Origin of the sequence: Rubrobacter tropicus (assembly GCF_011492945.1) — a bacterium.
Taxonomy (GTDB): domain Bacteria; phylum Actinomycetota; class Rubrobacteria; order Rubrobacterales; family Rubrobacteraceae; genus Rubrobacter_D; species Rubrobacter_D tropicus.
This window is the reverse complement of the sequence record NZ_CP045119.1, coordinates 2,074,161-2,098,655: the sequence shown is the minus strand read 5'-3', so window position 1 is coordinate 2,098,655 and position 24,495 is coordinate 2,074,161. Positions and strand designations below refer to the sequence as shown.

The 24,495-nt window shown below is 66.1% G+C and carries 25 protein-coding genes and 1 pseudogene; 1 reads left to right on the top strand and 25 read right to left on the bottom strand.

All coding sequences use genetic code 11. The annotated features are described in order from the left end of the window. Positions 1 to 3: 3 nt before the first annotated feature. The 24 genes from rpsO to GBA63_RS10320 form a co-directional block, all read right to left on the bottom strand. On the bottom strand, positions 4 to 270 hold the full coding sequence (gene rpsO / locus GBA63_RS10435; protein WP_166175850.1) for a 30S ribosomal protein S15: 267 nt from the start codon (positions 268 to 270) through the stop codon (positions 4 to 6). A 103-nt stretch (positions 271 to 373) separates the two neighbouring features. After that, positions 374 to 1,267, bottom strand: coding sequence for a bifunctional riboflavin kinase/FAD synthetase (locus GBA63_RS10430; protein WP_166175848.1), 894 nt, complete (start codon positions 1,265 to 1,267; stop codon positions 374 to 376). Continuing rightward, the gene (gene truB, locus GBA63_RS10425) at positions 1,255 to 2,103 is read right to left on the bottom strand and encodes a tRNA pseudouridine(55) synthase TruB (protein WP_228282535.1); all 849 of its coding nucleotides are present in this window, start codon (positions 2,101 to 2,103) and stop codon (positions 1,255 to 1,257) included. Before truB ends, GBA63_RS10430 begins: the two co-directional genes overlap by 13 nt. Positions 2,104 to 2,129: 26 nt before the next feature. Continuing rightward, positions 2,130 to 3,092, bottom strand: a complete 963-nt coding sequence (locus GBA63_RS10420) for a DHH family phosphoesterase (protein ID WP_166175846.1) — start codon at positions 3,090 to 3,092, stop codon at positions 2,130 to 2,132. After that, the gene (gene rbfA / locus GBA63_RS10415; protein WP_166175844.1) at positions 3,073 to 3,426 is read right to left on the bottom strand and encodes a 30S ribosome-binding factor RbfA; all 354 of its coding nucleotides are present in this window, start codon (positions 3,424 to 3,426) and stop codon (positions 3,073 to 3,075) included. Before rbfA ends, GBA63_RS10420 begins: the two co-directional genes overlap by 20 nt. 13 nt (positions 3,427 to 3,439) lie before the next feature. Further along, positions 3,440 to 3,721, bottom strand: a complete 282-nt coding sequence (locus GBA63_RS10410) for a DUF503 domain-containing protein (protein WP_166175842.1) — start codon at positions 3,719 to 3,721, stop codon at positions 3,440 to 3,442. A 9-nt stretch (positions 3,722 to 3,730) separates the two neighbouring features. Next, positions 3,731 to 5,890: a translation initiation factor IF-2 gene (gene infB, locus GBA63_RS10405; protein ID WP_166175840.1), complete on the bottom strand. Its 2,160-nt coding sequence runs from the start codon at positions 5,888 to 5,890 to the stop codon at positions 3,731 to 3,733. Beyond that, positions 5,883 to 7,016: a transcription termination factor NusA gene (gene nusA / locus GBA63_RS10400; protein WP_166175838.1), complete on the bottom strand. Its 1,134-nt coding sequence runs from the start codon at positions 7,014 to 7,016 to the stop codon at positions 5,883 to 5,885. Before nusA ends, infB begins: the two co-directional genes overlap by 8 nt. A 4-nt stretch (positions 7,017 to 7,020) precedes the next feature. Continuing rightward, positions 7,021 to 7,470, bottom strand: coding sequence for a ribosome maturation factor RimP (locus GBA63_RS10395; protein WP_166175836.1), 450 nt, complete (start codon positions 7,468 to 7,470; stop codon positions 7,021 to 7,023). A gap of 121 nt (positions 7,471 to 7,591) precedes the next feature. Further along, complete coding sequence (locus GBA63_RS10390) at positions 7,592 to 7,954, bottom strand: hypothetical protein (RefSeq protein WP_166175834.1); 363 nt, start codon at positions 7,952 to 7,954, stop codon at positions 7,592 to 7,594. 59 nt (positions 7,955 to 8,013) lie between these two features. Beyond that, a complete protein-coding gene (gene ispG / locus GBA63_RS10385; protein ID WP_166175832.1) occupies positions 8,014 to 9,087 on the bottom strand; it encodes a flavodoxin-dependent (E)-4-hydroxy-3-methylbut-2-enyl-diphosphate synthase in 1,074 nt (357 codons plus the stop codon). A gap of 30 nt (positions 9,088 to 9,117) precedes the next feature. Further along, positions 9,118 to 10,155 (bottom strand): RIP metalloprotease RseP, encoded by a 1,038-nt coding sequence (gene rseP, locus GBA63_RS10380; protein WP_166175830.1) that lies wholly within the window; start codon positions 10,153 to 10,155, stop codon positions 9,118 to 9,120. Further along, positions 10,152 to 11,312 carry a 1-deoxy-D-xylulose-5-phosphate reductoisomerase gene (dxr, locus tag GBA63_RS10375; protein WP_407690839.1) on the bottom strand — a complete coding sequence of 387 codons (1,161 nt, stop codon included), beginning with the start codon at positions 11,310 to 11,312 and terminating at the stop codon, positions 10,152 to 10,154. The genes rseP and dxr overlap by 4 nt, the downstream gene beginning before the upstream one ends. Position 11,313: 1 nt before the next feature. Further along, positions 11,314 to 12,087 carry a phosphatidate cytidylyltransferase gene (locus GBA63_RS10370; RefSeq protein ID WP_166175826.1) on the bottom strand — a complete coding sequence of 258 codons (774 nt, stop codon included), beginning with the start codon at positions 12,085 to 12,087 and terminating at the stop codon, positions 11,314 to 11,316. A gap of 6 nt (positions 12,088 to 12,093) precedes the next feature. Continuing rightward, positions 12,094 to 12,822, bottom strand: coding sequence for a polyprenyl diphosphate synthase (uppS, locus tag GBA63_RS10365; RefSeq protein WP_266096314.1), 729 nt, complete (start codon positions 12,820 to 12,822; stop codon positions 12,094 to 12,096). A 3-nt stretch (positions 12,823 to 12,825) separates the two neighbouring features. After that, positions 12,826 to 13,386 carry a ribosome recycling factor gene (frr, locus tag GBA63_RS10360; protein ID WP_166175822.1) on the bottom strand — a complete coding sequence of 187 codons (561 nt, stop codon included), beginning with the start codon at positions 13,384 to 13,386 and terminating at the stop codon, positions 12,826 to 12,828. Continuing rightward, complete coding sequence (gene pyrH, locus GBA63_RS10355; protein ID WP_166180053.1) at positions 13,379 to 14,131, bottom strand: UMP kinase; 753 nt, start codon at positions 14,129 to 14,131, stop codon at positions 13,379 to 13,381. The genes frr and pyrH overlap by 8 nt, the downstream gene beginning before the upstream one ends. 70 nt (positions 14,132 to 14,201) lie before the next feature. Beyond that, on the bottom strand, positions 14,202 to 14,789 hold the full coding sequence (gene tsf / locus GBA63_RS10350) for a translation elongation factor Ts (RefSeq protein WP_166175820.1): 588 nt from the start codon (positions 14,787 to 14,789) through the stop codon (positions 14,202 to 14,204). A gap of 5 nt (positions 14,790 to 14,794) precedes the next feature. Beyond that, on the bottom strand, positions 14,795 to 15,868 hold the full coding sequence (gene rpsB, locus GBA63_RS10345) for a 30S ribosomal protein S2 (protein ID WP_166175818.1): 1,074 nt from the start codon (positions 15,866 to 15,868) through the stop codon (positions 14,795 to 14,797). A gap of 518 nt (positions 15,869 to 16,386) precedes the next feature. Beyond that, on the bottom strand, positions 16,387 to 16,977 hold the full coding sequence (locus tag GBA63_RS10340) for a GNAT family N-acetyltransferase (protein ID WP_207957190.1): 591 nt from the start codon (positions 16,975 to 16,977) through the stop codon (positions 16,387 to 16,389). A gap of 24 nt (positions 16,978 to 17,001) precedes the next feature. Further along, complete coding sequence (locus GBA63_RS10335) at positions 17,002 to 17,349, bottom strand: type II toxin-antitoxin system TacA family antitoxin (RefSeq protein ID WP_166175816.1); 348 nt, start codon at positions 17,347 to 17,349, stop codon at positions 17,002 to 17,004. 176 nt (positions 17,350 to 17,525) lie between these two features. Then, positions 17,526 to 18,737, bottom strand: coding sequence for a type II secretion system F family protein (locus tag GBA63_RS10330; protein ID WP_166175814.1), 1,212 nt, complete (start codon positions 18,735 to 18,737; stop codon positions 17,526 to 17,528). Between the two features lie 6 nt (positions 18,738 to 18,743). Next, positions 18,744 to 19,865 carry a type IV pilus twitching motility protein PilT gene (locus GBA63_RS10325; protein WP_166175812.1) on the bottom strand — a complete coding sequence of 374 codons (1,122 nt, stop codon included), beginning with the start codon at positions 19,863 to 19,865 and terminating at the stop codon, positions 18,744 to 18,746. A 32-nt stretch (positions 19,866 to 19,897) separates the two neighbouring features. Continuing rightward, positions 19,898 to 22,336: a type II/IV secretion system protein gene (locus GBA63_RS10320; protein ID WP_166175810.1), complete on the bottom strand. Its 2,439-nt coding sequence runs from the start codon at positions 22,334 to 22,336 to the stop codon at positions 19,898 to 19,900. A gap of 185 nt (positions 22,337 to 22,521) precedes the next feature. On the opposite strand from GBA63_RS10320, the gene GBA63_RS10315 reads away from it, so the two are divergent. Beyond that, complete coding sequence (locus GBA63_RS10315) at positions 22,522 to 23,601, top strand: type IV pilus twitching motility protein PilT (protein WP_166175808.1); 1,080 nt, start codon at positions 22,522 to 22,524, stop codon at positions 23,599 to 23,601. 163 nt (positions 23,602 to 23,764) lie between these two features. Here GBA63_RS10315 and GBA63_RS24335 read toward each other — a convergent pair. After that, positions 23,765 to 24,452 (bottom strand): annotated as a pseudogene (locus GBA63_RS24335) (sensor histidine kinase); the annotation flags it as partial. Positions 24,453 to 24,495: the final 43 nt, after the last annotated feature.

Below are 24,495 nucleotides of genomic sequence, written 5' to 3'. Positions count from 1 at the left end.
GACCTATCGGCGCAGGCCGAGCCTGGCGATAAGCGACCTGTAGCGCTCGACGTCCTTACTCTGAAGGTACTTGAGCAGACGCCGGCGCTTGCCGACCAGCTTGAGCAGACCCCGGCGGGAATGGAAATCGTGCTTGTGGGTGCGCAAGTGGTCCGTCAGGTGCGAGATGCGCTTGGTGAGCACCGCGACCTGAACCTCCGGCGACCCCGTGTCGCCCTCGTGCGTCCGATGCTCCTGAATAATTTCTTGCTTGCCTTCTACGACAGCCAACTTCTTCCTTCTCCTCTGTGTTCTTTACTCTCTTGTGATTTCACTCTATTCGACCCGTTATGCTACCACACGTACCTAATGGCATCTCCGGGATAAAGTTCGCTCATCGAGATGCCTCCCGCGTGATCCCGCGTGCCTCCTCGACGTCGCGCCCGATCTGGGCCTTGAGCTCTTCTACGCCGGAGAACCGCCGCTCGCCGCGTATGCGCGAAAGGAACGACACGTCGACTACCTGCCCGTACAGATCCCCCGCAAAATCTAACAGGTGGGCCTCGATCCTGTTCTCGCCCCGCTCGAAGGTCGGCGCGACCCCGACGTTGGTGCAGGCAGCATAGGATCTTCCCCCGACCCGAACGAAGCACGCGTAAACCCCCCTCGCCGGCACGATGACGGCCGGATCGGGCCTCACGTTGGCCGTCGGGAACCCGATGGTCCTCCCCCGCCTATCCCCGACTTCGACCTCGCCCCTGACCGAGTAGGGCCTCCCGAGCAGCTCTGCGGCGCCGGTCACATCGCCTTCCAGGAGCAGCGAACGGATGCGCGTGGAGCTGATCTCACCCCCGTCCCCCCGTACCTCGACCGCGTAAGCGTCTCCCCCGTGCTCGCGCATGAGACGCCGCAACTCCTCGAAATCCCCGGACGCCTTGTAGCCGAACCGGAAGTTCTCTCCGACGACCACGGCCCGCGCCCCGAGCTCCCCGACGAGAACGTCCGCCACGAACTCCTCCGGGCTCTTCCTGGAGAGCTCCAGGTCGAACCGTATCGTCCTGACCTCGTCGGCCCCGTACTCCGCCAACGCCTCGCGGCGCCCCTCGACGGTGGTGAGCAAGCCGGGCGACGCTCCGGCCCCGAGCACGGACCGGGGATGCGGCCAGAAGGTCGCCGCGACGACCATCCCATCCAACCCCCTCGCCTCCTCGACCGCGCGCCCGAGCACGGCCTGATGCCCGAGGTGGACACCGTCGAAGTTGCCGAGGGCCACGACTACGGGGCGCAAAGCACCACCTCGGCCCTCGCCAGATCCCCCTCGTCCCGGTAAACGGCGAGCAACTCCCCGCCCGCAACCACCCGGTAACTCCCTTCAACCCCGAAAGCAGGAAACTTGCGCCCGTTGCAGACGGCCCCCCTCGCCTCTTCCGGTACCTCTACCCGGGGCAAACGCCCCAGCACCGCATCATTCTGTATTATGCGGTTATTTATGTTGTCGTCGGTCAGGTCGTCGTGGGGGATCGCGTGGGAGACGGGGAGGTCGCCTACGCGGGTACGGCGGAGGGTCGTGAGGTAGGCGCCGGAGCCGAGGGCGTGGAAGAGGTCGGAGATCAGGGACCGGACGTAGGTGCCGCTGCTGCAGGAGACCTCGAAGGTGGCCGTGCGTTCGGCCGGGTCGGTGGAGACGAGGTCGAGGGTGTGGATCTCGACCGGCCTGGCTTCCCGCTCGACCTCGATGCCGCGGCGGTGGAGGTCGTAGAGGCGTTTTCCCCCGACCTTGAGGGCCGAGGTCATCGGTGGGGTCTGGAGGATGTTGCCCGTGAAGTTCGGGAGTTCGGCGCGGATGGCGACCTCGTCCGGGATCGGGCCCTCGACCGGTGAGAGCTCACCCTCGGCGTCCAGGGTAGTCGAGACGACGCCGACGCGGGCCGTCGTCGTGTAGGACTTGTCGAGGGGTGTCACGTAGCGGGCGAGGCGGGTGGCGCGCCCGATCAGGAGCACCAGCAGGCCCGAGGCGAGCGGGTCGAGGGTGCCCGTGTGCCCGATCCTGGTCCCCTTCGGGAGTAGCCGCTTGACTTTGGATAGGGCGCGGGCGCTCGTGAGGCCGGTCGGCTTGTCGAGCAGCAGGGCGCCTGATGGCCGCCCGTCGGCTATCTTGCTTCCCCGAGGTCCACGACGTCCCTCAGCACGCCGAGCAGTTCTTCTTTGGCTTCGGCCGGCCGGCTGGCCGTGGTGTAGCCCGCGGCCAGCTTGTGGCCGCCGCCCCCGAAGGTGCGGGCGATCTCGCCGACGTCTATGGTCTCCGAACGCAGGGAACCCTTGGTCCCCTGCGGGACCTCGCGCAGGTGGGCGACCATGTCGATGCCCTCGACGGTGCGGAGCTGGTCTATGGCCTCCTTCGAGTCGAGCTCGCCGGCACCGGTTCGGGCGTAATCGTCGTTGTCCACCGTCGAGATCAGGACCTCGCCGTAACGCACGGCGTTCGCGAGCGAGACGCCGACGATCCTGAGCTGCTCCAGGCTGCCGCGGCGGTTGATCCGCTCGGAGACCTCGGCGGGCACCACGCCCGCACGGAGCAGATCGGCGACGAGCTCGTGGGCTGTGGGCGAGATGTTGCGGAAGTTGAAGCCGCCCGTGTCGGTCTTGACGCCGACATAGATGGCCTGGGCCGCCTCCTTGTCGAACCCGACGCCGAGCTCCCTGTAGAGGCGGGAGACGACCTCGGCGCTCGCGGCGGCCCTGGCGTCGACCAGGTTCAGCCCGGCGTAGAACGGGTTGTCCTCGTGGTGATCCAGGTTCAGGCGAGCGCCGGAATCGGGGATCGGGACGCCCGTCCGGTCGGCGCGGGAGGTGTCTACCACGAGCAGGTCGTGGCCGGCCGGTATCTCCGTCAGGGCCTCGTCCGGCAGGAGCCACTTGAGGTACTCCGGCACGGGTTCTGCGTGGCAGAAGACGGCCTCGGCGCCGAGCCTGCGCATCAGGCGCAGGAGGGCGGCCGATGCGCCTATGGCGTCGCCGTCGGCGCCGACGTGCGTCGTGATCGCCACCCGGTCCAGCGTCTTCAAGAAGTCCGAGACCTCGCGGAGCGAGTTGTTAGCCGTTTGCGTCGTCACTGTTTCTAACCTCCCTGAGGGCTGCCTCTATGCTCATTGCTCTGTCGACCACGGGGTCCGGCTCGAAGCGGAGCCTCGGCGTGCGCCTGAGGCGGGTCTGGCGGCCGACGGCCGCCTGGACGCGCCCGGCGGCGCTCTGCAGGCCCTCGTGGGCGGCCTCCTCATCCTCGCCCTCGAGGACGCTGTAGAAGACCGTGGCCTGGGCCAGATCGGGGCTCACCCTGACGCCCGTGACCGTGACGAGGCCCTGGATGCGCGGGTCCGAGAGGCCGGCGAGCTCCTCGCCCGCTATCTCCTTCAGTTGGGACTCGACCTTGCGGGTCCTGTCGCTCATGCGGCCACCCCTATCAAAGTTTCACGAACTCCTCGCGCCAGTCCGAGATCATGACCTCGTCGTAGTTGAGGAGCATGCGCCTGACTTCTTCCCGCTTCTCCTCCGCGGCCCCCCTGGAGACCGCCGCGAGCGCGAACTCCAGCGTCGCTCTTTGCCAGAAGTCCTGGTTTCCGGACTCGACGATGGAGACGTTCTTGCGGCGCAGACGGTCCCGTAAAGAGCGGACCGTCTGGCGCTTGTCCTTCAGGCTGGAGGCGTAGGGAAGGTCCAGCTCCAGCCTTACGTTGCAGAACAAAGGACGGGGTTACCTCGGGACCTCTATGATCTCGAAGAACTCGAGCACGTCGCCTTCCTTGACGTCGTCGAAGTTCTCGATGCCGATACCGCACTCGAACCCCTCGCGCACCGAGCGGGCGTCGTCCTTGAAGCGCCTCAGGGAGGCTATGTTGCCCTCGTAGACGACGGTGCCGTCGCGGACCAGCCGGACGCGGTTGTTGCGGAAGATCTCCCCGCTCGTGACCATGCAGCCGGCGACCACGCCCGCGTTGGGGACGCGGAAGGTCTGGCGGACCTCGGCCGTGCCGGTCTCCTGCTCGCGCTCCTCGGGGGCGAGCATGCCGCGCATGGCGGACTCGATCTCCTCCAGGGCCTTGTATATGACGTCGTAGGTCCGGATCTCGACGCCCTCGCGCTCGGCTACCTGCTTGGCCGTGTTGGTAGGCCTCACGTTGAACCCGAGCAGGATGCCGTCGCTCGCGGACCCGAGCATGACGTCCGAGTCGGTGAGCGCCCCGACCCCGCTGCGCACGATGTTGACGCGCACCTCGTCGGTCGAGAGCTTGGCGAGCGCCTCCTTCAAGGCCTCCACGGAACCCGCGACGTCGGCCTTTATGACGAGGTTGAGGTCCTGCATCCCGCCCTCGCCGAGCAGGTCCTCCAACGAGCGGCGCGAGCCGCCCTGGGCGAGCTCCTGGCGGCGGAGCTTCTCCTCTGCCTGCTGGGCCCTGTCGCGGGCGAGCCTCTCGTGGTCGACGACCTCGAAGCGGGTTCCCGCCTCGGGGACGCCGGAGAGGCCAAGGATCTCGACCGGGGTCCCGGGGCCCGCGTCCTTGACGCGCTTGCCGGTGTAATCCAGCATCGCCCGGACACGTCCATACGCCGTGCCTGCGAGCACCACGTCACCCTTGTTCAAGGTGCCGCGGCTGAGTAGAAGCGTCGCGACCGGACCGCGGCCGGGGTCGCGCTCGCCCTCGACGACGTACCCGCTCGCGGGTGCGTGCGGGTTCGCCTTGAGGTCTTCGAGCTCGGCGACGACCAGGATGTTCTCGAGCAGCTCGTCTATCCCCTCGCCGGTCTTGGCGGAGACGGGAACGGTGACGGTCTCGCCGCCGTAGGCCTCGGGCATCAGGCCACGCTCGGAGAGTTCCCCGAGGACCCGATCCTGGTTGGCGTTCGGGACGTCGATCTTGTTGAGGGCGACGACCATCGGGACACCGGCCGCCTGGGCGTGCTCTATGGCCTCCTGGGTCTGGGGCATGATCCCGTCGTCCGCGGCGACCACGAGGACTACCACGTCCGTGACCTTGGCCCCGCGGGCGCGCATCTCGGTGAACGCCTCGTGGCCCGGGGTGTCGATAAACGTGACCTTGCGGCCGTCGCTCTCGACCTGGTAGGCGCCGATGTGCTGGGTTATGCCGCCCGCCTCGCCGGACTGGACGTTCTCGTGGCGGATACGGTCGAGCAGGCTCGTCTTGCCGTGGTCGACGTGGCCCATGACGGTCACGACCGGGGGCTTCTCTTCGAGGTCGGCCGGGTCGTCGTCGGGGAGTACCTCTTCGGGGGCAGGCTCTTCGACCGCCCCGATCTCGACCTTCACGCCGAGCTCTTCGGCTATCAGCTCGATCTCCTCGATGGAGAGCGTCTGGGTAAGCGTCTTCATCTCCCCCAGGCCCATCAAGACCTGGATGATCCTGGTCGGCGGAACCTCTAGAGCGTCCCCGAGGTCCTTGACGGTCGCCCCGGGCTCGACGCGGACCCCGGCGTCCGCCGACTCCTCTTTCTCGGCGACGGGTGCTGACTCCTGCTCGCGCGGCGCGGCGGGGGCCGCGGTCGGGCGGGCGCCGCGGTTCCTGGCGCTCGCGTCGATGACGACGCGGCGACGCTTCTTCTGGCTGCGGCCCTTCTTCGGTTCGGAGACCGGCTTCTCGGCCGGGGCCTCCTGGATCGTGGCCCCGTGCCCGGACTTCTCGGCGGCCTCGCGGGCCTCCTGCGCTTCGGCCTCCTGGGCGGCCGAGCGGCCGTTGGCGGCGCCGTTGGTTCCGGAGCCGAAGACCCGCTCGTAGACCGAATCCTCCACGGAGGAGGAGTGGCTCTTCACGTCCTCCCCGGCGTCCTGCAGGCGGCCAATGACTTCCTTGTTCTCCAGGTTCAGTTCCCTGGCAATCTCGTATACGCGCTTACTCATCAGATCCCCTACCCTCTACCATGCCCTCGAACTCGGAGGCCTGCTCCTGGTGCGACGGGATGCCGCAGAACAGCGAGCCTGGGAGCGCCATGTTGGCGCACCTGCGACCGTTGGAGAGGACCGCGCGGCAGCGGTGCATCTGGGAGTCCGTGTCGGGCTCCCACTCCTCTTCCTCCGTGTCCTCGTACTCCGTCGCCTGGCTCTCGGGCTTTATGTCTATCTTCCAGTCGGTCAACTTCACCGCTAGGCGGGCGTTCTGGCCCTCGCGGCCGATCGCCAGCGAGAGCTGGTCGTCCGGCACGATCACCTCCGCCTGCTTCTCGTCTTCGTCCAGGTAGACCTCGCGCACCCTCGCCGGGCTCAAGGCCTTCGCTATGAACCGCGCGGGCTCGGGGTCCCACTGGATGATGTCTATCTTCTCGTTGCGAAGCTCGGAGACGACCGCCCGCACCCGGCTCCCCCGCGGCCCGACGCACGCGCCGACGGGGTCCACGCCCTGCTCGTTGGACCAGACGGCCACCTTCGAGCGAAGGCCCGCCTCGCGGGCGACGGCCCGGATCTCCACGAGCCCGTCGTATATCTCCGGCACCTCCAGCCGGAAGAGTTCTTTGAGGAGCCCCTCGTTGCGGCGGCTGACGGTCAGGCTCGGGCCCCGCCCGCCTTCCCGGATCTCGAGCAGGTACACCTTGAGGCGCTGGCCGTTCTCGTAACGCTCCTGGGGCACCTGCTCGCTGGCGGGCAGAATGGCCTCTACCCGCCCGAGGTCGACCAGCGTCATGCGCCTGTGGGCCTGCTGGACGATGCCGGTGACGATGTCCCCCATGCGCTCCCCGTACTCTTCGAGGAGCTGCTCGTTGTGGACCTCGTTGAGCCGCTGGTAGAACGTCTGGCGCATCACCTGGGCGGCGATGCGGGTGAAGTCGTGCGGCGTTATGTCCTCGTCTTCCTTCATTACCCTGAGGTCGCCGGTCTCCTCGTCCAGGACCACGCGGGCATCCTCGACGGCCCCCTCGCGACCCTCGTAGGCCGCGAGCAGGGACTCTTCGAGCACCCCTTTGACGGTCTCGAAGGGGATGCCCTTGTCGTTCTCTATCTCGTGCAGTGCCGACAACAGTGCCGTGTTCATCTGGTTATATGTCCTCCTTGAGGTTCGCGCGGGTGACGGCGCCAAACGGCAGCTCCACCTCAGCTCCCCCCTCCAAGAGTTTTAGCGTGAAGGCCTCGTCGCCGGCGCCCTGGATGGTCCCGGCGAAGTTGCGCCGGCCGTCCAGCGGCTCGCCGAGCCGGACCCTGGCCTCGTGCCCCACGAAACGCCGAAAGTGCTCGGGCTTCGTGAGCGGCCGGTCTATTCCGGGCGAGGAGACTTCTACCGGGCCGTCGTAACCCTCGCCCTCGACCGCGGGCCCGACGGCCGTGGCGATCCTTCTGCAAAACTCGTGGTCGACCGGCCCATCCTCGCGGTCCACGAGCAGCGTCAGCAGCGGTCCGCCCGAAAAACGGGCGTCGACGAGCTCGCTGCCCGCGGGCAACGCGCCCTCCACAACCTCGGCCAATCTCTCCAGCCTCGCCGTCTCTCTCACCTTCTCCGAACGATAAAAAAAGCAACGGGCCCAGGGGACCCCTTGCTCCAATACAGCAGATAGAATTTTACATCAGAGTATGTAGGTTACAAGGGAACCCGGCTCTGCGAGGGCGCCCGCGTCAGGCCCTGCGGGGCGCGGCGAGCGCCAGGGCAAGCCCTAAAGGCGGCGCGACCAACGCTGTAAGACCGTAAAGCACGCCGGGGTGGCCCTTCCGCCTTACCAGGAAGGTGACCGCGGCCGCGATCATCACCGCAAAGCCGGCGATCGTCCCCGAAAACCCCCACCCGGGCTCGCGGGTAATCACGACCGACCCGTCGTCCATATGATAGGTGCAGCGGCCACCCAGGTTAAGAAACGAGTTTTCGAAGCCGAAACCGCGAACGTCCTCGAAGTCCGCCCCGGGGACGGTTTGCGGGTAGCTCTCGCAGGCATCGTCGGCGTTGACGATCTGCACGACCATCAGGACGAAGTAGAGCAACAACGTCGCCGATACTCCGGCAACGCCTGCCGCAAGCAGTTTCGTAGTCCGGTTCCAGGCCGTTACTTGCGGCCGTCCTTCTCTATCTCCTCGAAGAGGGCGTCGTAGATCTCGTCGCGCCCGACCTTGCGCAAGGGCTCTCCCTTGGAGAAGATCACGCCGTCGTCCTTGCCCCCAGCCACCCCGTAATCTGCGTCCCTCGCCTCGCCGGGACCGTTCACGATGCAGCCCATAACGGCCACGGTGAAGTGGTCCTCGAAGTGCTTGAGCCTGTTCTCGACCTTGGCGGCCATGCCGATCACGTCGAAGCCCAGCGTCCTCGCGCAGCTCGGGCAGGCTATGACGTTGGGGCCGCGGTGACGGAGGTCCAGGGAAGAGAGGATCTGGTACGCCACGGGTATCTCCTCGACCGGGTCCTCGGCGAGCGAGACGCGGATGGTGTCGCCTATGCCGTAGGGGAGTAGCTGGCCGAGCGCCGCCGCGGTCTTTATGGCGCCGGTGAGCTTGGTTCCAGCTTCTGTTACGCCCAGATGCAGCGGAGCGTCCGAGTGCTCGCGGAATTGCCGGTTCGCCTCTACCATCTCGGGGACGTGGCTCGCCTTGAGGGATACCTTGAAATTAAAGAAGTCCATCTCCTCGGCGATCTCGACCTTGTGGAGCGCGCTCGCGACGAGCGCCTCGTGCTTGGGGAGGTCCCAGTACTTCTTCTCGACGGAGCCGGAGTTGACGCCGATGCGCATGGCGACGCCGGTCTCCTGGCACTTCTCGATGACCTGGCGGTAGCGGTCGTCGTTGCCGACGTTGCCCGGGTTGATGCGCACGCAGGCGGCGCCCGCGTCGGCGGCGCCGAGGGCCATTCGGTAGTCGAAGTGGATGTCCGCGATCAGGGGCACGGGAGAGCGCCAGACGACCTCGCGAAACCCCTTGAGCGCCTTGGAGCCGTTGACGGACACGCGGACCAACTCTGCTCCGGCCGCGTTCAGGTCGTAGACCTGCTGGACGGTCTCCTCGACGTCGTAGGTCATGGTGTTGGTCATCGACTGGACGACCACCGGGGCGCCGCCCCCGATCGGCACGTCCCCGACCTTTATCTGCCTGCTCGTCACCGGACGTTCGCGTACCGCTGCCTCAGTCATCTCACTCCCAAAATCTACGTCGCTGTGATCCTACTCCGGGATGAACGGCTGTCCCGTGAAGATTTTACTAAGGTCCGCGTAGGTTGCGAAGACGAAGAGCATCAGCACCAGCGCGACACCCACCGCCGCGAACCGGCCCATGGTCTCCTGGCTCACGGGCCTCCCGAGCAGCTTCTCGGCCGCAATGAAGAACAGGTGCCCCCCGTCGAGCGGCAGGAACGGGAGCAGGTTGAAGAGCGCCAGGTTGAGGCTAATGATAGCGAGCAGCGGCAGGAAGAACCCCTGCGCCACCGACGTGCTCGCCACCGACGTGATCCCAACCGGCCCGCTCACGTTGTCGAAGAAGGATTTCTGCCCCGTCACGAGGTCGACGATAAACCCGCCGAGCGTCGCCGTGATCTCCACGCACCGGGCCACGGCCTGCCCGAGAGCCGCAACGGGCCCGTAGGTGTCCTCGACAGCCACCGGCCTGACCCCCACGAGCGCCCGGTCGGGGTTCTCGGGGTCGGCTATGAGCTCGCCCGAGACGGTCCGCTCCTCGCCGTCGCGCCTGACCACGAGTTCCACCCGGTCCCCAGGCTCCTTCTGCCCCACGTCCTGGACGAAAGCCTCCCAGTTCCTGGAGCGCTCCCCGTCCACCGAGACTATGCGGTCGCCCCTCTGAATGCCGGCCTCGGAGGCCAGAGAGTCGGGGACTACCTCGGCGATCTCCGTGGTCGCCCTGGGCACGCCCGCCATGTAGATACCCGCGAAGATGATGATCGCCGCCAGGATGTTCGCCAGCGGCCCGGCGAAGATGATCGCCGCCCGCCTCCACGGCGACTTCGCGTTGTACGTGTCGGGCCCCTCCTCCCCATCCCCCATCCCCGCCATCTTAGCGAACCCGCCCAGGAGTATTATGCGGAAAGAATAGACGGTTTTGCCGAACTTCTTTTTGAAGAGGGCCGGGCCGAAGCCGATGCCGAACTCGGGGACGCGCACGCCGACGGCCTTGGCGGTGAGCATGTGGCCGAGCTCGTGGATGACTATCAGGAAGATCAGGCCGAGGATGCCGAGGGCGAAGGTCACGCGTTTACGCCCCGCTCGATCTTGAGCCTGGCCTCGTCTCTGGCCCAGGCGTCCACGGCGGTTATTGCTTCCATGCTTTGCATCTTGCCGAAGTCCGGCACGGTTGCGAGGACCTCCTCGATCGCGTCTGCTATAGAAAGGAATTGTATCCGACCGTCCAGGAATGCCTCGACCGCCACCTCGTTCGCCGCGTTGAGCGCGACGGGGTAGGCCCCCCCGGCCTTGCCGGCCTCGACGGCGAGCGGCAGGCACCTGAAGACGTCGCTGCGCGGCTCTTCGAAGGTCCAGGAGGCGCCGTCGAACGGGACGGGGGCGGCGCCGACGTCCACCCTGTCGGGGTAGAGGACGCCGTAGGAGATCGGGAGCCGCATGTCGGGGAGGGCAGCGTGGAGGACGACCGAGCCGTCCACGAACATCACGCCGCCGTGGACCACCGACTGGCGGTGTACGACCACGTGTACGTCGTCGTAGTCGGCGCCGAAGAGGTGGTGGGCCTCGATGACTTCGAGGCCCTTGTTCATCATCGTCGCCGAGTCTATGGTGATCTTCGGCCCCATCTTCCAGGTCGGGTGCGCCAGGGCGTCCTCGGGGCCGACCTCCATGAGCCGCGCTTTGTCCGTCGAGAAGAAAGGTCCGCCCGAGGCGGTAAGCAGGATGCCCCGCACTTCTTCATCGGTTCGATCCGCCAGGCACTGGAAGATCGCCGAGTGCTCGGAGTCTACCGGGATCAGGGGGTTGTCTTTGGCGAGGGACATCACCCATTCGCCGCCGGCGATCAGGGACTCCTTGTTCGCGAGCGCCACCCGGTTGCCGGCCCCGAGCGCCCCCACGGTGGCGGCGAGGCCGGCGAAGCCGACTATGCCGTTCAAGACGACCTCCGCGGGGACTTCGGAGAGGCGCTCGGCGGAGCCGGGCCCGGAGATGACCTCGCAGGGCAGATCGTTTAGGACCGTCGCGTCCCCGTTTTCGAGGGCCACGAAGTCCGGGGAGAACTCGGCGGCCTGCTCTCGGAGCACGTCCGCGCTCCGGCCGGCGGAGAGGCCTACAACCTCGAACCGGTCGGGGTGGGCGCGGACGACGTCGAGGGCCTGGAGGCCGATGCTGCCTGTGGAGCCCAGGATGGTGAGGCGCCGCTTCACGAGGGTGTGGGAAGAAATCTCATACGAGCAACGAGATGTAGTATACCGCCGGAACCGTAAAGAGGAGGCTGTCTATCCTGTCGAGCACGCCGCCGTGGCCCGGCAGGAAGCGGCCGAGGTCCTTCACGTCGAGGATGCGTTTGAGGACGGACTCGAAGAGGTCCCCGCCCTGACTCGCGAGGGAGACGCTCACCCCCATCACGAGCGCCTTTACCATCGTGTATTCCAGAAAGGCGTAGGCGAAGGGCGAGATCACGACGACCGTCAGCAGGAGGCCGCCGATGCTTCCCTCGACGGTCTTCTTCGGGCTGAGCTTCGGGAAGAGGGGGTGACGGCCGTAGAAGCGTCCGGCGAAGTAGGCGCCCGAGTCGGAGATCCAGGGTCCCACCACCGCGATCATGGTGAGCACGAAGACCTCCCTGGGACTGCCCGGGTACAACCCGAGGTGGGCAAGCGGCACCCCGACCCACATCGCCATCAGCAGCACGGCGAGCACGGCCCGCAGCGTCCGCGTCTCCGGTTTGCCCGCGAGCCACATCAGGGCCCAGGGGAGTCCGGCCACGGCGCCGGCCAGGATGCCGGTCTGCTTGTACGGTATAGATAGGAGGACCGGAATAGCGCCGGCCCCGAACGCGGCGACGAAGGGGAGCGGCTTCAATGCCCTGGAGAGCTCGTAGGCCGCCCCGGCGATCACGACGAGCACCAAGGCGAGCACGGCGGCCTCGCCGATCATGATGGCGGCCAGGGCGATGGGCGCCAGCACCAGGGCGGTGACGGTTCGCCACCGGAGCACGGGGCCTCAGGCGCCGCCCCGGCGCCGGGACCGGGAGGCGAAGTCTTCGAGGGCCCGCGTGAACTCTTCTGCCGAGAAGTCGGGCCAGAGGGTTTCGGTGACGTAGAACTCCGCGTAGGCGATCTGCCAGAGCAAGAAGTTGGAGACGCGAAGCTCGCCGCTCGTCCGGATCACGAGGTCGACCTCCGGCGCCTCGGGCGCGTACAGGTAACTGGCGAACGTCTCCTCGTCCACCGCTTCCGGCGAGAGGCCGTCCTCCACTATCCGCCGCGCGGCGTCAACGATCTCGGCCCGCCCCCCGTAGTTGAGCGCTATGTAGACGTCGAGTTTCTCGTTTTCGGCGGTCAACTCCTCGGCCTGCGTCAACGCTTCCAAGACGCTTTCGGGAAGCCCCTCGCGGCGGCCGAGGAAGCGCAAGCGCGCGCCCCGTTCGTTGAGCGTGGGCACCTGCTTTCGGGCCGTCTCCAAAAACAGGCGCATGAGGGTCTTGACCTCTTTCGGGGGCCGCTTCCAGTTCTCGGTCGAGAACGCGTAGAGGGTGAGGGTCTTTACGCCTGCCTTACCGGCCGCTTCGAGGAGGGGGGTCAAGACCGCGACGCCTTCGCGGTGGCCGGCGGCGCGGGGCAGCCAGCGGCGCTGGGCCCAGCGGCCGTTGCCGTCCATGATGATGGCGACGTGGCGGGGCGCCGACTTCGGGTCGAAGCCGGCGGGGGCGGGTTTCGCGGCGGGTTCCAGAAGCTAGACCTCCAGAAGCTCCGCTTCTTTGTCCGCGAGGACGGCGTCCACGCGCTTGACGTAGCTGTCGGTGAGCTGCTGGAGCTCCGTCTCGGCGCGGTGCTCGTCGTCCTGGGAGATCTCACCCTCCCGCCGAAGCTCGTGCACGTCGCGCATCTCGTCCCGGCGGACGTTGCGCACCGAGACCCTTGCCTCCTCGGCCATGCTCCTGGCCATCCGGATCAACTCCCGGCGCCGCTCCTCGGTGAGCTCGGGGATCGGCAGGCGCAGCATCTTGCCGTCGTTCTGGGGGTTGAGCCCGATGTCCGCGTCCCTTATGGCCCGCTCTATGTCCTTGAGCGAGTTCGGGTCGAACGGCGTTACGGTGAGCAGCCTGGGCTCGGGCGCCCCGATGCTCGCCACGCTCCGTAAGTCCATCTTGGTCCCGTAGGCCTCAACCTCTATCCTGTCCAGGAGCGAGGGGTTCGCCCTCCCGGTCCTGATCGTCGCGAAGTTGCTCCTGACGGACTCCATCGCGCCCTGCATCCGGCGCTCCGCAGCGGTCAGGTCGATAATGTCAGACACGCCTCTCCTCCTCCGACCCGCCGTTCGCCCCGTTCGGGGCGCCCCACACCAGGGAGCCGACCCGCTCTCCTTGCAAGACGCGGCGAAGGTTCCCGGGTTTCAGTATATCGAAAACGACTATGGGCAGGTTCTCCCCGCTGCACAACGTCGCCGCCGTGTGGTCCATCACCGCCAGATCGTTGGCGAGCAGGTCCATGTAGTTCAGGCGCTCTAGCCTGACGGCGTCCGGGTACCGCCGCGGGTCCCTGTCGTAGACGCCGTCCACCCGGTTCTTGGCCATGAGCAGGGCGTCGGCCCCGATCTCTAAGGCGCGCAAGGCCCCGCCCGTGTCGGTCGTGAAGAACGGGTTGCCCGTGCCGCCGCCGAAGATGACGACGCGGCCCTTCTCCAGGTGGCGCATCGCGCGGCGGCGGATGTAGGGCTCGGCGACTTCCTTGATCTCGATCGCCGTCTGGACCCTGGTCTCGACGCCCCGGCTCTCGAGCGCGGCCTGGAGCGCCATCGCGTTTATGACCGTCCCGAGCATCGACATGTAGTCGGCCGTGGCCCCCTCGATGCCAAGCTCCGCCGCGACGTGGGAGCCGCGGAAGATGTTCCCGCCGCCCACGACTATGGCGATCTCGGCGCCAGCCTCGACCGCCTCGACGACGCTGCTGGCGGTCCAGTCGAGGCTCGCGGGGTCTATGCCGTACCCGTTCTCCCCGGCCAGGCTCTCCCCGGAGAGCTTCAGGACTATGCGCTTCACGGGGCCAAGCTCAGAGAGCCCGGCCCCGTTCGTTTCGCCGCTCGTTCTGGCGGAGTCGTCCAAGATAAGCCTAGAGCTCGTACCGGACGAAGCGCCGGACCACGATGTTCTCGCCGAGCTTCTGGATGGTGTCCTGCAAAAGGTCGCCCACCGTCTTGTCCGTCTCCTTCACGTAGGGCTGGGTGAGGAGGGCCTGCTCGGCCTCCCACTTGCGCATCCTGCCCTCGACGATCTGGGCCTGTATCTTCTCGGGCTTGCCCATCTCGGCCACCTGCTTGTCCACGATCTGCTTCTCTTCCTCGCGGGCATCAGCCGGGATGTCCTCAGGCGCCACGCAGATAGGCTTCATGGAAGCCACGTGGAGCGCCACGTTGCGGGCAAACTCCTTGAAATCCGGCGTACGGGCCACGAAGTCCGTCTCGCAGTTGACCTCGACGAGCACGCCGACCCGCCCGTTGAAGTGGACGTAGGCCTCGATCAGACCCTCCGTCGCCTCCCGCGAGCTCTTCTTGGCCGCGATGGCCTGGCCCCGCTCGCGCAGGACCTTGCGGGCCCCATCGACGTCGCCCTCGGACTCCTCCAGGGCGCGCTTCACGTCCATCATGCCAGCCGCGGTCTCTTCCCGAAGCTGCTTTATCTTCTCTATGGTGCTAGCCAAAGCTCCTACTTCTCCTCGTTCTCTTCGTTCTCCTGCCCACCATCGGAGGCCTCGGCCTCGTCGGCGGGGGCTTCATCAGCCGCAGGCTCCTCGACCGCGGGCTCCTCGACCGCAGGCTCCTCGGCAGCGGCCTCGTCGGCGGCCTGCGCCACCGGCTCTTCGGCGGCTTCCGCGACGGGCTCCGCCCCGTTCGCGGGCGCGTCCTCGGCCGGAACGGGCGCTTCAGGCTCCGCCTGGGCGCTCGCGGCGCCGTTCCCGTTGGGGGCGGGCTCCGCGGCGGGCTCCGAAACCTTCGCCTCGTCGGCGGCCTTCGAGAGCTGCTCCTCCTCGGTTACGAGGGCTTCTTCGATCACCGGCGGCACGGGGCGGTCCTCGACGGCGACCTCCTCGCCGCGGCCCTCGACGATGGCGTCGGCCATCAGGCGCGAGATCAGGCCGATGGCCCGGATCGCGTCGTCGTTGCCGGGGATTACGTAGTCGACGACCTCGGGGTCGCAGTTGGTGTCCGTGAGGGCGACCACCGGTATTTTGAGCCGGTTCGCCTCCTTGACCATCAGCTCTTCCCGCTTCGGGTCGACGACGAAGATGGCGCCCGGGAGCTTCTCCATCTCCGTGAGCCCGGCGAAGTTGCGCCTGAGCTTCTGGTACTCGCGGTTCAGCGCGAACCAGTCCTTGCCGGTCTTCTCCTCCTCGGGAGTCTCCTCGACCCTCCTGGCGAGTTCCGTGAAGTACTGGATGCGCGGCAGGATGGTCTGGAAGTTGGTGAGCATCCCGCCGATGTAACGCTCGGCCACGTACGGCTGCCCGCTTCTTATGGCCTGCTCGGCAAGCGGGATCTGGGCCTGCTTCTTCGTCCCGACGAAGAGGACCTCGCGGTTCGCCTCGGCCACGCCGCGCACGAACTTGAGCGCCCGCTCTAGCAGCGTGATCGTCTGGTCCAGATCTATTATGTGAACGCCGGTGCGCTGCGCGAAGATGTAGCGCTTCATCTTGGGGTTCCAGCGCTTGGCCTGGTGCCCGAAGTGGACCCCCGCCTCGAGCAGATCCCTGATGCCGACCCGGTCGGTTGTGCCTTCCATGCTCTTTACCTCTCTTTGGTGGTTGACGTCCTCCGCCCGCGCCTCGCAATCCGCCCGCTTCTCTAGCCGAGGGACCACCACCCGGGTCTCGAAGACCTCCGGCGGGCGTGCGTGTTGAGCGGCGACGGCTTTCTACCGCCGCCTAAACCTCGAAGATACTAGCACAGGGGGGACAATGCATCTAGAAAAAGGTCGACGTTCAGGTTCTCGTCGTAGTCGAGAGCGCTGAAGAAGGTAACCAGCCTGATTCACGAGGGCTTCCCACGCACTCGGGTGTGATTTCCCTCAGGATAGTTGAAATTTTTCTGGAAAGGCGGGCTTACAGCGGTTTGCGGAGAGACCGACCCTCATCGTTGGTGAGGTTTTTGGGTTTTGAGGCCTTGAGGTTTTTAGGGGCGCGCCACGAGGCCGCGGGCGGGCCCCGACCCGCCACCCCTCGGAACCTCAAAGCCTAAGAACCTGCAAACCTACCCCCAACGGGCTCGATGATCCCGCAAACCGCTGTAAGCTGCGGGTTCTCACAATCGCGTGATGCTCTTCATGGGGAGATACAGCCGGCGCTTGGGATGGCCGGGACCCGGCTCCCCAGAGGTTCGAGTCCCTGCGCCCTCATTCTGTTCGAGTATGTCCAGCTGCTCGAAACCATAGCGAGTATAGAACTCTTGCGCCTTTTCGTGTAGAGCGTCGACGAGTACGGCCATCGCACCCACGGACGTTCGAGAGAGTTCGAGCGCCCGGTAGAGCGCGTCGAGCAGCAATTCACGCCCCAAGCCTTCGCCTTGGTATTCGAGATCCACGGCAAGCCTGCCGAGGAGGATTGCGGGGAATACCCGATTCCTTCCAAATCCCCGCTCGAGCGCTGCTGGCAACTCCCCTCGCTCGATCACCTCCGATGAGAGCGTGTAGTAGCCAGCTATGCGCTCTTGCTCCTTGTCGCGAAGGACATGAGCGACAGACAGACCTCTCTTCATGTCCTGACGGGCCTGCCTTTGCAGATACCCGTCGAGCGCGTCCTCACCGCAACAGAATGCCCCTCTTAGTGACTTGTGCTCCTCAGAGAGTACCTCGAAGCAGTAGCGCCGCTCGTCAGCCCCCTCATCTGAAGCCACCCGCGATCTCCGGCTGCCCGTCGGCTAAAGGACGGGGGTCTCCGTGGTAGAAGCCTCGTCGGTCCGCCCACTATCCTTCGGAGGTCGCGCGAGCCTGGACTCCCGCGCAAGCCGACGAAGATTCTCATTCGGCTCCGGCGGCTCCATAAGGGCCGCGACGAATGCTCGGCTCCCCTCATTCGTGAGCCGGATGACCTCGTGCTCCCGGATTTCCTTGTTGGCCGCGGCGAGCATCGTGCCACGAATGAACTCCGAGATCGTGTGCCCGCTGAGCGCGGCCGCTCTTGCGATCGTCTCCTTCTCTGTACTCGACACCCTAAGATCGAGCCTCTTCTGATCCTTCACCTCAACCACCGGCCTCTCCTCTTCCAAGATCTCCGAAGCGTCCGAAGGGACGGTAAGCAAAACTCTATCCACCTGCGAAACACACTGTACAGCGTATCGCTGTACAAAACAAGCCTCCAACCAAGACCCGGCGAGACGTTGCTAGAACGCCACTAGAAACTGTCCCGAGAAACTGGAAAATTTGATGAGCACCTACAAACAGCTCACTCCACGAGCTCGAAGATCTTGAACATCGGGAGGTACATGGCGACTATGATGCCCCCGACGATGCCGCCCACCACGACGATCATGAGCGGCTCGATGATGGAGGTAAGGGCCTTTACCGTGGCATCCACCTCCGACTCGTAAAACTCCGCTATCTTGGTGAGCATCCCGTCGAGGTCTCCGGTCTCTTCTCCGACGGCGATCATGCGCGTCACCATGGGCGGGAAGACGGGCTCTGACTCCAGCGGCCGGTAGATGGGGATGCCCTCCCGGATCGCCTCGCGGGTCTTGAGCAGCGCGTTCTCGACGACCCAGTTGCCCGAGGAGGCGGCCGTGATCTCGATGGCCTGCAAGATCGGGACACCCGCCGCGCTCAGGGTGCCTAGAGTCCGGGCGAAGCGGGCGAGGGCGACCTTCTGGATAACGTCGCCTATCTTCACGGGCAGCTTCAGGGAGACCTTGCCCCACCATTTCCGGCCGTTCTCGGTGTTCTTCCAGCGGAGAAAGAAGACGACGCCCCCGATCAGGGCCCCGTAGATAAAGACGCCGAAGATGCTGGTCAGCACGCCCGAGATGCCCATGGCGATTCGGGTGGGGAGCGGCAGGGTGCCGCCGAGGTCCTCGAACATCCTCGCGAAGATCGGCACTATAAAGATGAGCATGAACGAGGCCGCGAGCACGGCGAGCACGAGCACTATGACCGGGTAGGTCATCGCGCTCTTGACCTTTCGTCGGAGTTCCTGGTCGTCCTCCAGCTGGTCGGCGATGCGGAGAAGTACCCCGTCGAGGATGCCCCCGATCTCGCCGGCCCTTACCATCTCAACGTAGAGCCGCGAGAAGACCTTTGGGTGCTTCTCTAGGGCCTCGGAGAGCGCCAGCCCGGCCTCCACATCCTTGCGAACCGCGACTATGACCTCCTGAAGTTTGGGGTTCTCGGTCTGTTCGGAGAGGACGTAGAGCGACCGGACGATGGGCAGTCCGGCGTTGATCATGGTGGCGAACTGGCGGGTGAAGACGACGAGGTCGGCGGGCTTGACCTTCTTGAAGGGCTCCAGGATGTCCTTCTGGGCGACGCCCTGCTCCTTGATGTCTATGACGAGCAGGCCCTGCTGCCTGAGCTGCGAAGCGACGGACATCTTGTCGGTCCCGTCCATCTGGTCCTGGAGGACCTCTCCCTGGCGGTTGCGCGCCTTGTAGGCGAACGTGGCCACGGGCCGCTACTTCCTGAACGCCGCGTAGCCGCCGGCGCTCGATTTCGAGTTCGCGCCCAGGGAGCTGCCGCCGGCCAGACGGCGCAACTCCTCGGGGTTCGAGGCCCGCTTCTCGGCCTCTTCGCGGGAGATCAGGTTCCGGCGCAACAGGTCGACGAGGGCGGCGTCCATCGTCTGCATCCCGAACTTGCCGCCGGTCTGCATGGCCGAGTAGATCTGGTGGTTCTTCCCCTCCCTTATGAGGTTCCTGACGCCCGGCGTCGGGACGAGCACCTCGCAGGCGGCGACCCTCCCCTCGCCCCCGCGCCGGGGCACGAGCGTCTGGGTGATGACGCCCTGCAGGGCGTTTGCGAGCTGGGTTCTGATCTGGGACTGCTGGTGGGACGGGAAAACGTCTATGATGCGGTCGACCGTCTGGGGTGCGTCCTGGGTGTGGAGAGTACCGAAGACGAGGTGGCCGGTCTCGGCGGCGGTTACGGCGAGCGAGATCGTCTCCAGGTCGCGCATCTCGCCGACGAGGATCACGTCGGGGTCCTGGCGCAGGACGTGCTTGAGCGCCTGGGCGAAGCTCTTGGTGTCCTGGTTTACCTCGCGCTGGTTGACTATGCACTTCTTGTGGGCGTGGAGGAACTCTATCGGGTCCTCCACGCTCATTATGTGCTCGCTTCTGGTCTCGTTGATCCTGTCGATCATGGACGCGAGCGTCGTCGATTTGCCGCTCCCCGTCGGCCCCGTTACAAGGACGAGCCCCCGCGGCCTCTCCGTCATGTCCTCGACGGCCTTCGGCAGCCCGAGCTCTCCCAGGGTCTTTATCTCGTGCGGGATGGTCCTGAAGGCGGCCCCGATGGCGCCCTTCTGGAAGTAGACGTTCACCCTGAAGCGGGCCGTGCGCGGCAGCGTGTAGGAGAAGTCCAGCTCCCACTCGTTCTCCAGGCGCTGGCGCTGGTCGCTTGAGAGGATGTCGTAGACCATCTCCCGGGTCGCGTTCGGGGTGAAGGGCTCATAATCGAGCGCCTGCACCTTGCCGCTCAGGCGCACCATCGGGGGCAGACCCGCAGTTATATGGAGGTCGCTCGCCCCCATCCGGATCGCGTCGAAAAGGTAGTCGTTGAGCCCCGTCTGTATCATCCGTCCTCCGTCGTCACGCGTATGCAGGCCACCTATACCACTGTTCTCAGGACCTCTTCGATGGTGGTCTCGCCCCTGGCGGCCTTGATCAGGCCGTCCTCCCGCAGGCGTACCATGCCCTTACCCTCGGCCACCCGGCTGACCTCCCCGGTCGAGACGCGCCCGAGCACCAGCTCTTTAATCTCGTCCGTGATTACCAGCATCTCGTAGATGCCCATTCGCCCCCTGTACCCCGTGCCACCGCAACGGTCGCACCCCACTGCCTCGTGGAAATCCAGGGCGTCCTCGGGGGCGTGTTTGAATGGGAACCGCACCCGGGAGAGCGTTTCCTCGTCCACCTCTGTGGGCCGCTTGCACCTCTCGCAGAGCCTGCGGGCGAGGCGCTGGGCGATGACGCAGTCGACGGCCGAGGCCGTCAGGAACGGCTCGACGCCCATGTCCGTAAGGCGGGTGACGGCGGCGGGCGCGTCGTTCGTGTGGAGGGTGGCGAGGACGAGGTGTCCGGTGAGGGCCGCCTCTACGCTGATCTTGGCCGTCTCGCGGTCCCTTATCTCACCAATCATGAGCACGTCCGGGTCCGAGCGGAGGATGCTACGCAGGCCCGAGGCGAAGGTCAGGCCGACGCCGGGGTTTACCTGGATCTGGTTCACGCCTGGCATCCTGTACTCGACCGGGTCCTCGACGGTGATGATGTTCTTCTCCGGAGAATTGAGCTCGCCGAGCGTCGCGTAGAGGGTGGTCGACTTGCCGCTGCCGGTAGGTCCCGTCACCAGGATCGTGCCGTACGGTTTCTGGAAGATTTCGCGGTACTGCGCGAGCGCCCCGGGGGCGAAGCCCAGCGCTTTCAGGTCAACGTCGATGCTCGACGTGTTGAGCAGTCGCAGCACGATCTTCTCGCCGAAGACGGTAGGCAGGGACGCTGCCCTGAGGTCGACCTTCTGCTCCCCTAGCCGCACCGAGAAGCGGCCGTCCTGGGGGACCCTCCGCTCGGCGATGTTGAGGTTGGCGAGGATCTTGATGCGGGCGACCACGCCGTTCTGGAGCCGCGGGGGCACGCTCATCACCTCGCGGAGCACGCCGTCCACCCTCATCCTAACCGTTAGCGCCCTGGCGCGCGGCTCTATGTGGATGTCCGAGGCCTCCTCCCCGACGGCCTGCTGCAGAATCGAACTCACGAGGCGCACGATGGGCGCGTTCTCGGCGCTTTCGTTGCCGAGCTCGAGCTCGCCCACGTCCTCTGCGGTCTGGCTTCCGGGCGCCTCTTCCAGCAGTTCCGAGACCTCGGCGCTCATCGCGAACACTTTGTTCTGGACCCGTCTTATGTCGTCGTCCACGGCGACGACGGGGGTGATGGGGTAGCCCGAGATCATCCTGATGTCCTCGAGCGCGTAGAAGTTGTTGGGCTCGCTCATGGCGACAACCAGCCGGCCGCCCTCCACCCTCATCGGCATCGCCCCGTACTTGCGAAGCACCCGCGGGTCGACGAGGCTCGTGGCCGCGCGGTCCACGTCGCGCTCGGTGATCTCGACGTACTCCAGGCGCAACCTCGCCGCCAGCGCCCGGGCGAGGACGGCCTTGCCGACGTAGCCCAAAGAGAGCAGGATCTGCCCGATCTCCCTCCGGTCTTCGCGCTGGAGCGCGAGCGCCTCCTCGAGCTGCTCCGGCATGATATCCCCCGCCGCAACCAGGATGTCGCCGATCCTACCCCCGACGGTCCCCGCATGGACCTGAGAACCGGACCTCGCCGCCTCTTCGATTTCCCCCTCTTGCCCCAGAACGAGCTCTTCCGGCTCTATCTCCGCGGCCGGCTCCGGTTCGACAGGCTCCATTGGCGCTTCGACGACGGCCTCCTCGACGGCTCCGCCGTTCCCGGCGCCCGGGTAAGGGTCGTCAAGCGGCCCCTCCTCGTCCTCCGGGTACTCGTCCGGACCTGACGGAGACTCTACACCGCCGAAGAGGTGGAGGAAGGCACCGTTCAGGTCTTCCTCGGTGACGACCACGGGACGAACGGCGTGGCCGGCGAGCAGCCTCAAGTCCTCGACGGCGTAGAGGTCGGTAGGGTCGGCCATGGCGACGACTACGTGCCCGTTCTCGAACCGCAACGGCAGGGCCTTGTGCTTGCGGAGTATGCCTTCATCCAGGAGGTTAATGGCGTCGGGATCCACTGCGTCCGGGGGGAGCTCCCGGATCTCCACGAACTCGAGCTTCTGGTCCCGCGCGACCGCCCGTCCGAGGTCTTCCGCCGTGACGTAACCCAGCGAAAGAAGTATCTCCCCGAGTCTTCGGGGGTCGTTACGCTGCATGGTGAGCGCCAGGTCGATCTGCTCGCGGGTAACGGTGCCCTCGGACAAGAGGATCTCTCCGATCTTGTCGGAGACGGGAAGCGCCCCGCCGGCCACGGCCGCCTTCGTCGGGGTCGCGCCCTCCGCGCCCTTCTTATTGATCTTGGTGGATGTGTTCCAACCGAACACGATCTCTCCTACTCATGCGGGCCATCGCGGAGGCCGGAGGGTCCGGACCGGGAGCGCCCCCTCCGTCCGGAAGTGTACAACACCCCACGCGCCGCGAACTGTATGGGCATCGACCCGCCTCCGCTGGCATACTTGAGCCCGAGAGGCTTCGTGTTTGGAGACACGGGTACGAGGAGACACCGAGAATGATAGACAGCGCAAGCGTCGACACGCTCGTAGGCCGGTTGACCGGGATGGGCGGCAGCGACCTGCACCTCAAGGTCGGCATAGAGCCGATGGTCCGGGTGCGCGGCCTGCTAACGCCCGTCGAGGGCCAGGAGAGGCTCGGGCCCGAGGACACGGCCCAGATGCTCAACAGCATCATCCCCCCCGGGCTCGTCGAGGAGTTCGAGCGGGACGGGGAGGCGGACTTCTCCTACTCCGTGCCCGGTGTCGGCAGGTTCAGGGTAAACGCGTTCAAGCAGCGCGGGTCCGTCTCGATAGTAATGCGGTTCATCCCCTTCGGGGTCCCGAAGTTCGAGGATCTGGATCTGCCGGACGTGATCCGGCGCCTCGCCATGGAGGAACGCGGCATCATCCTCGTAACCGGCACCACCGGCAGCGGCAAGTCGACGACCCTCGCCTCGATGATCGACCTCGTCAACCGCTCCTCCCGCAAGCACATCGTCACCATCGAGGACCCGATAGAGTTCATGCACCGCGACGAGAAGAGCATCATAAACCAGCGGGAGGTCGGCACGGACACCCTCTCCTTCGCCAGGGCGCTCAGGCGGGTGCTTCGCCAGGACCCCGACATCATCCAGATCGGCGAGATCCGGGACGCCGAGACGGCCCAGATCGCCCTCTCCGCAGCCGAGACCGGCCACCTCGTCCTCTCCACCCTCCACACGGTCGACGCGACCGAGACCATAAACCGCATGATCGACCTCTTCCCGCCCCACGAGCGGGGCCAGGTCCGTACCATGCTCGCCGGCACCCTCAAGGGCATCATAGGCCAGCGCCTGCTCAGAACCAAAAACGGCGGTAGGGTCGCCGCGTGCGAAGTAATGGTAACGACCGGGCGCATCCAGGACTTCATAATGGACCCGCTCCAGACCGGCCAGATCCAGGAAGCAATCTCCGAGGGCGAGTACTACGGGATGCAGACCTTCGACCAGGCCCTCCTGAAGCTCGTGGAAGAAGACCGCATCTCCTACCAGGACGGCCTGACCGCCGCCAGCCGCCCCCAGGACTTCAAGCTGATGGTCCAATCGCTGGGGTTGTAAAGTCTGTCAGCGCGCTACGCCCTGCGCTCTCAGCCCGGCGCTTCGCGCCTCTCAGCACGTCGGCCAGTCGTCTGTATACGATACGCGTCACGACACCCCAACGGCTCCGCATCGCGTTGCCCGGTCGGGATTTGCGGGGCATCAAGCTGAGGGGCTGACGAGCTCACCCTGCGGGAGGCAGGGTGAAATAGAAGGTGCTGCCCTGGCCGGGTTCTGAGTCCACCCAGATCCTCCCTCCGTGGCGTTCGACTATCTTTTTGCAGAGGGCGAGGCCTATGCCGGTGCCGGAGTAGTCCTCCCGGCCGTGGAGGCGCTGGAAGATGACGAAGATCCTCTCCAGGTACTCGGGGGCGATCCCGATCCCGTTGTCCTCGACGGAGAAGACCCACTCCCTGCCCGCCGGCTGGCACAGACGCGCACTAGCGGGGGCTCCTCCCGCGGAACTTGATGGCGTTGGCTATAAGGTTCTGGAACAATTGCATGAGTTGGACCTCGTCGCCGTTTACGACCGGAAGCCCGCCCGAGACGATCTCGGCCCCGCTCTCCTCGACGGCGTTCCTCAGGTTGGCGATGGCCGCGTCGAAGGCCTTTTCGGTGTCGACGGGAGCGTGGGGGCTACCCCTGGTCCCGAGGCGCGAGTACTCGAGCAGCGCGTTGATGAGCGTCTGCATGCGGTTGGCCCCGTCAACGGCGTATTCTATGAACTCGTCTGCGGTCTCGTCGAGTTGCCCGCCGTAGCGGCGGCGGAGCAGTTGGGTGAAGCTCGAGACCATACGCAGGGGTTCCTGGAGGTCGTGCGAGGCCACGTAGGCGAACTGTTCGAGCTCGGCGTTCGACCGGCGCAGCTCCTCGACCAGCGCGTCGAGCTCGGCCTCTGCCCGTTTGCGCTCTGTT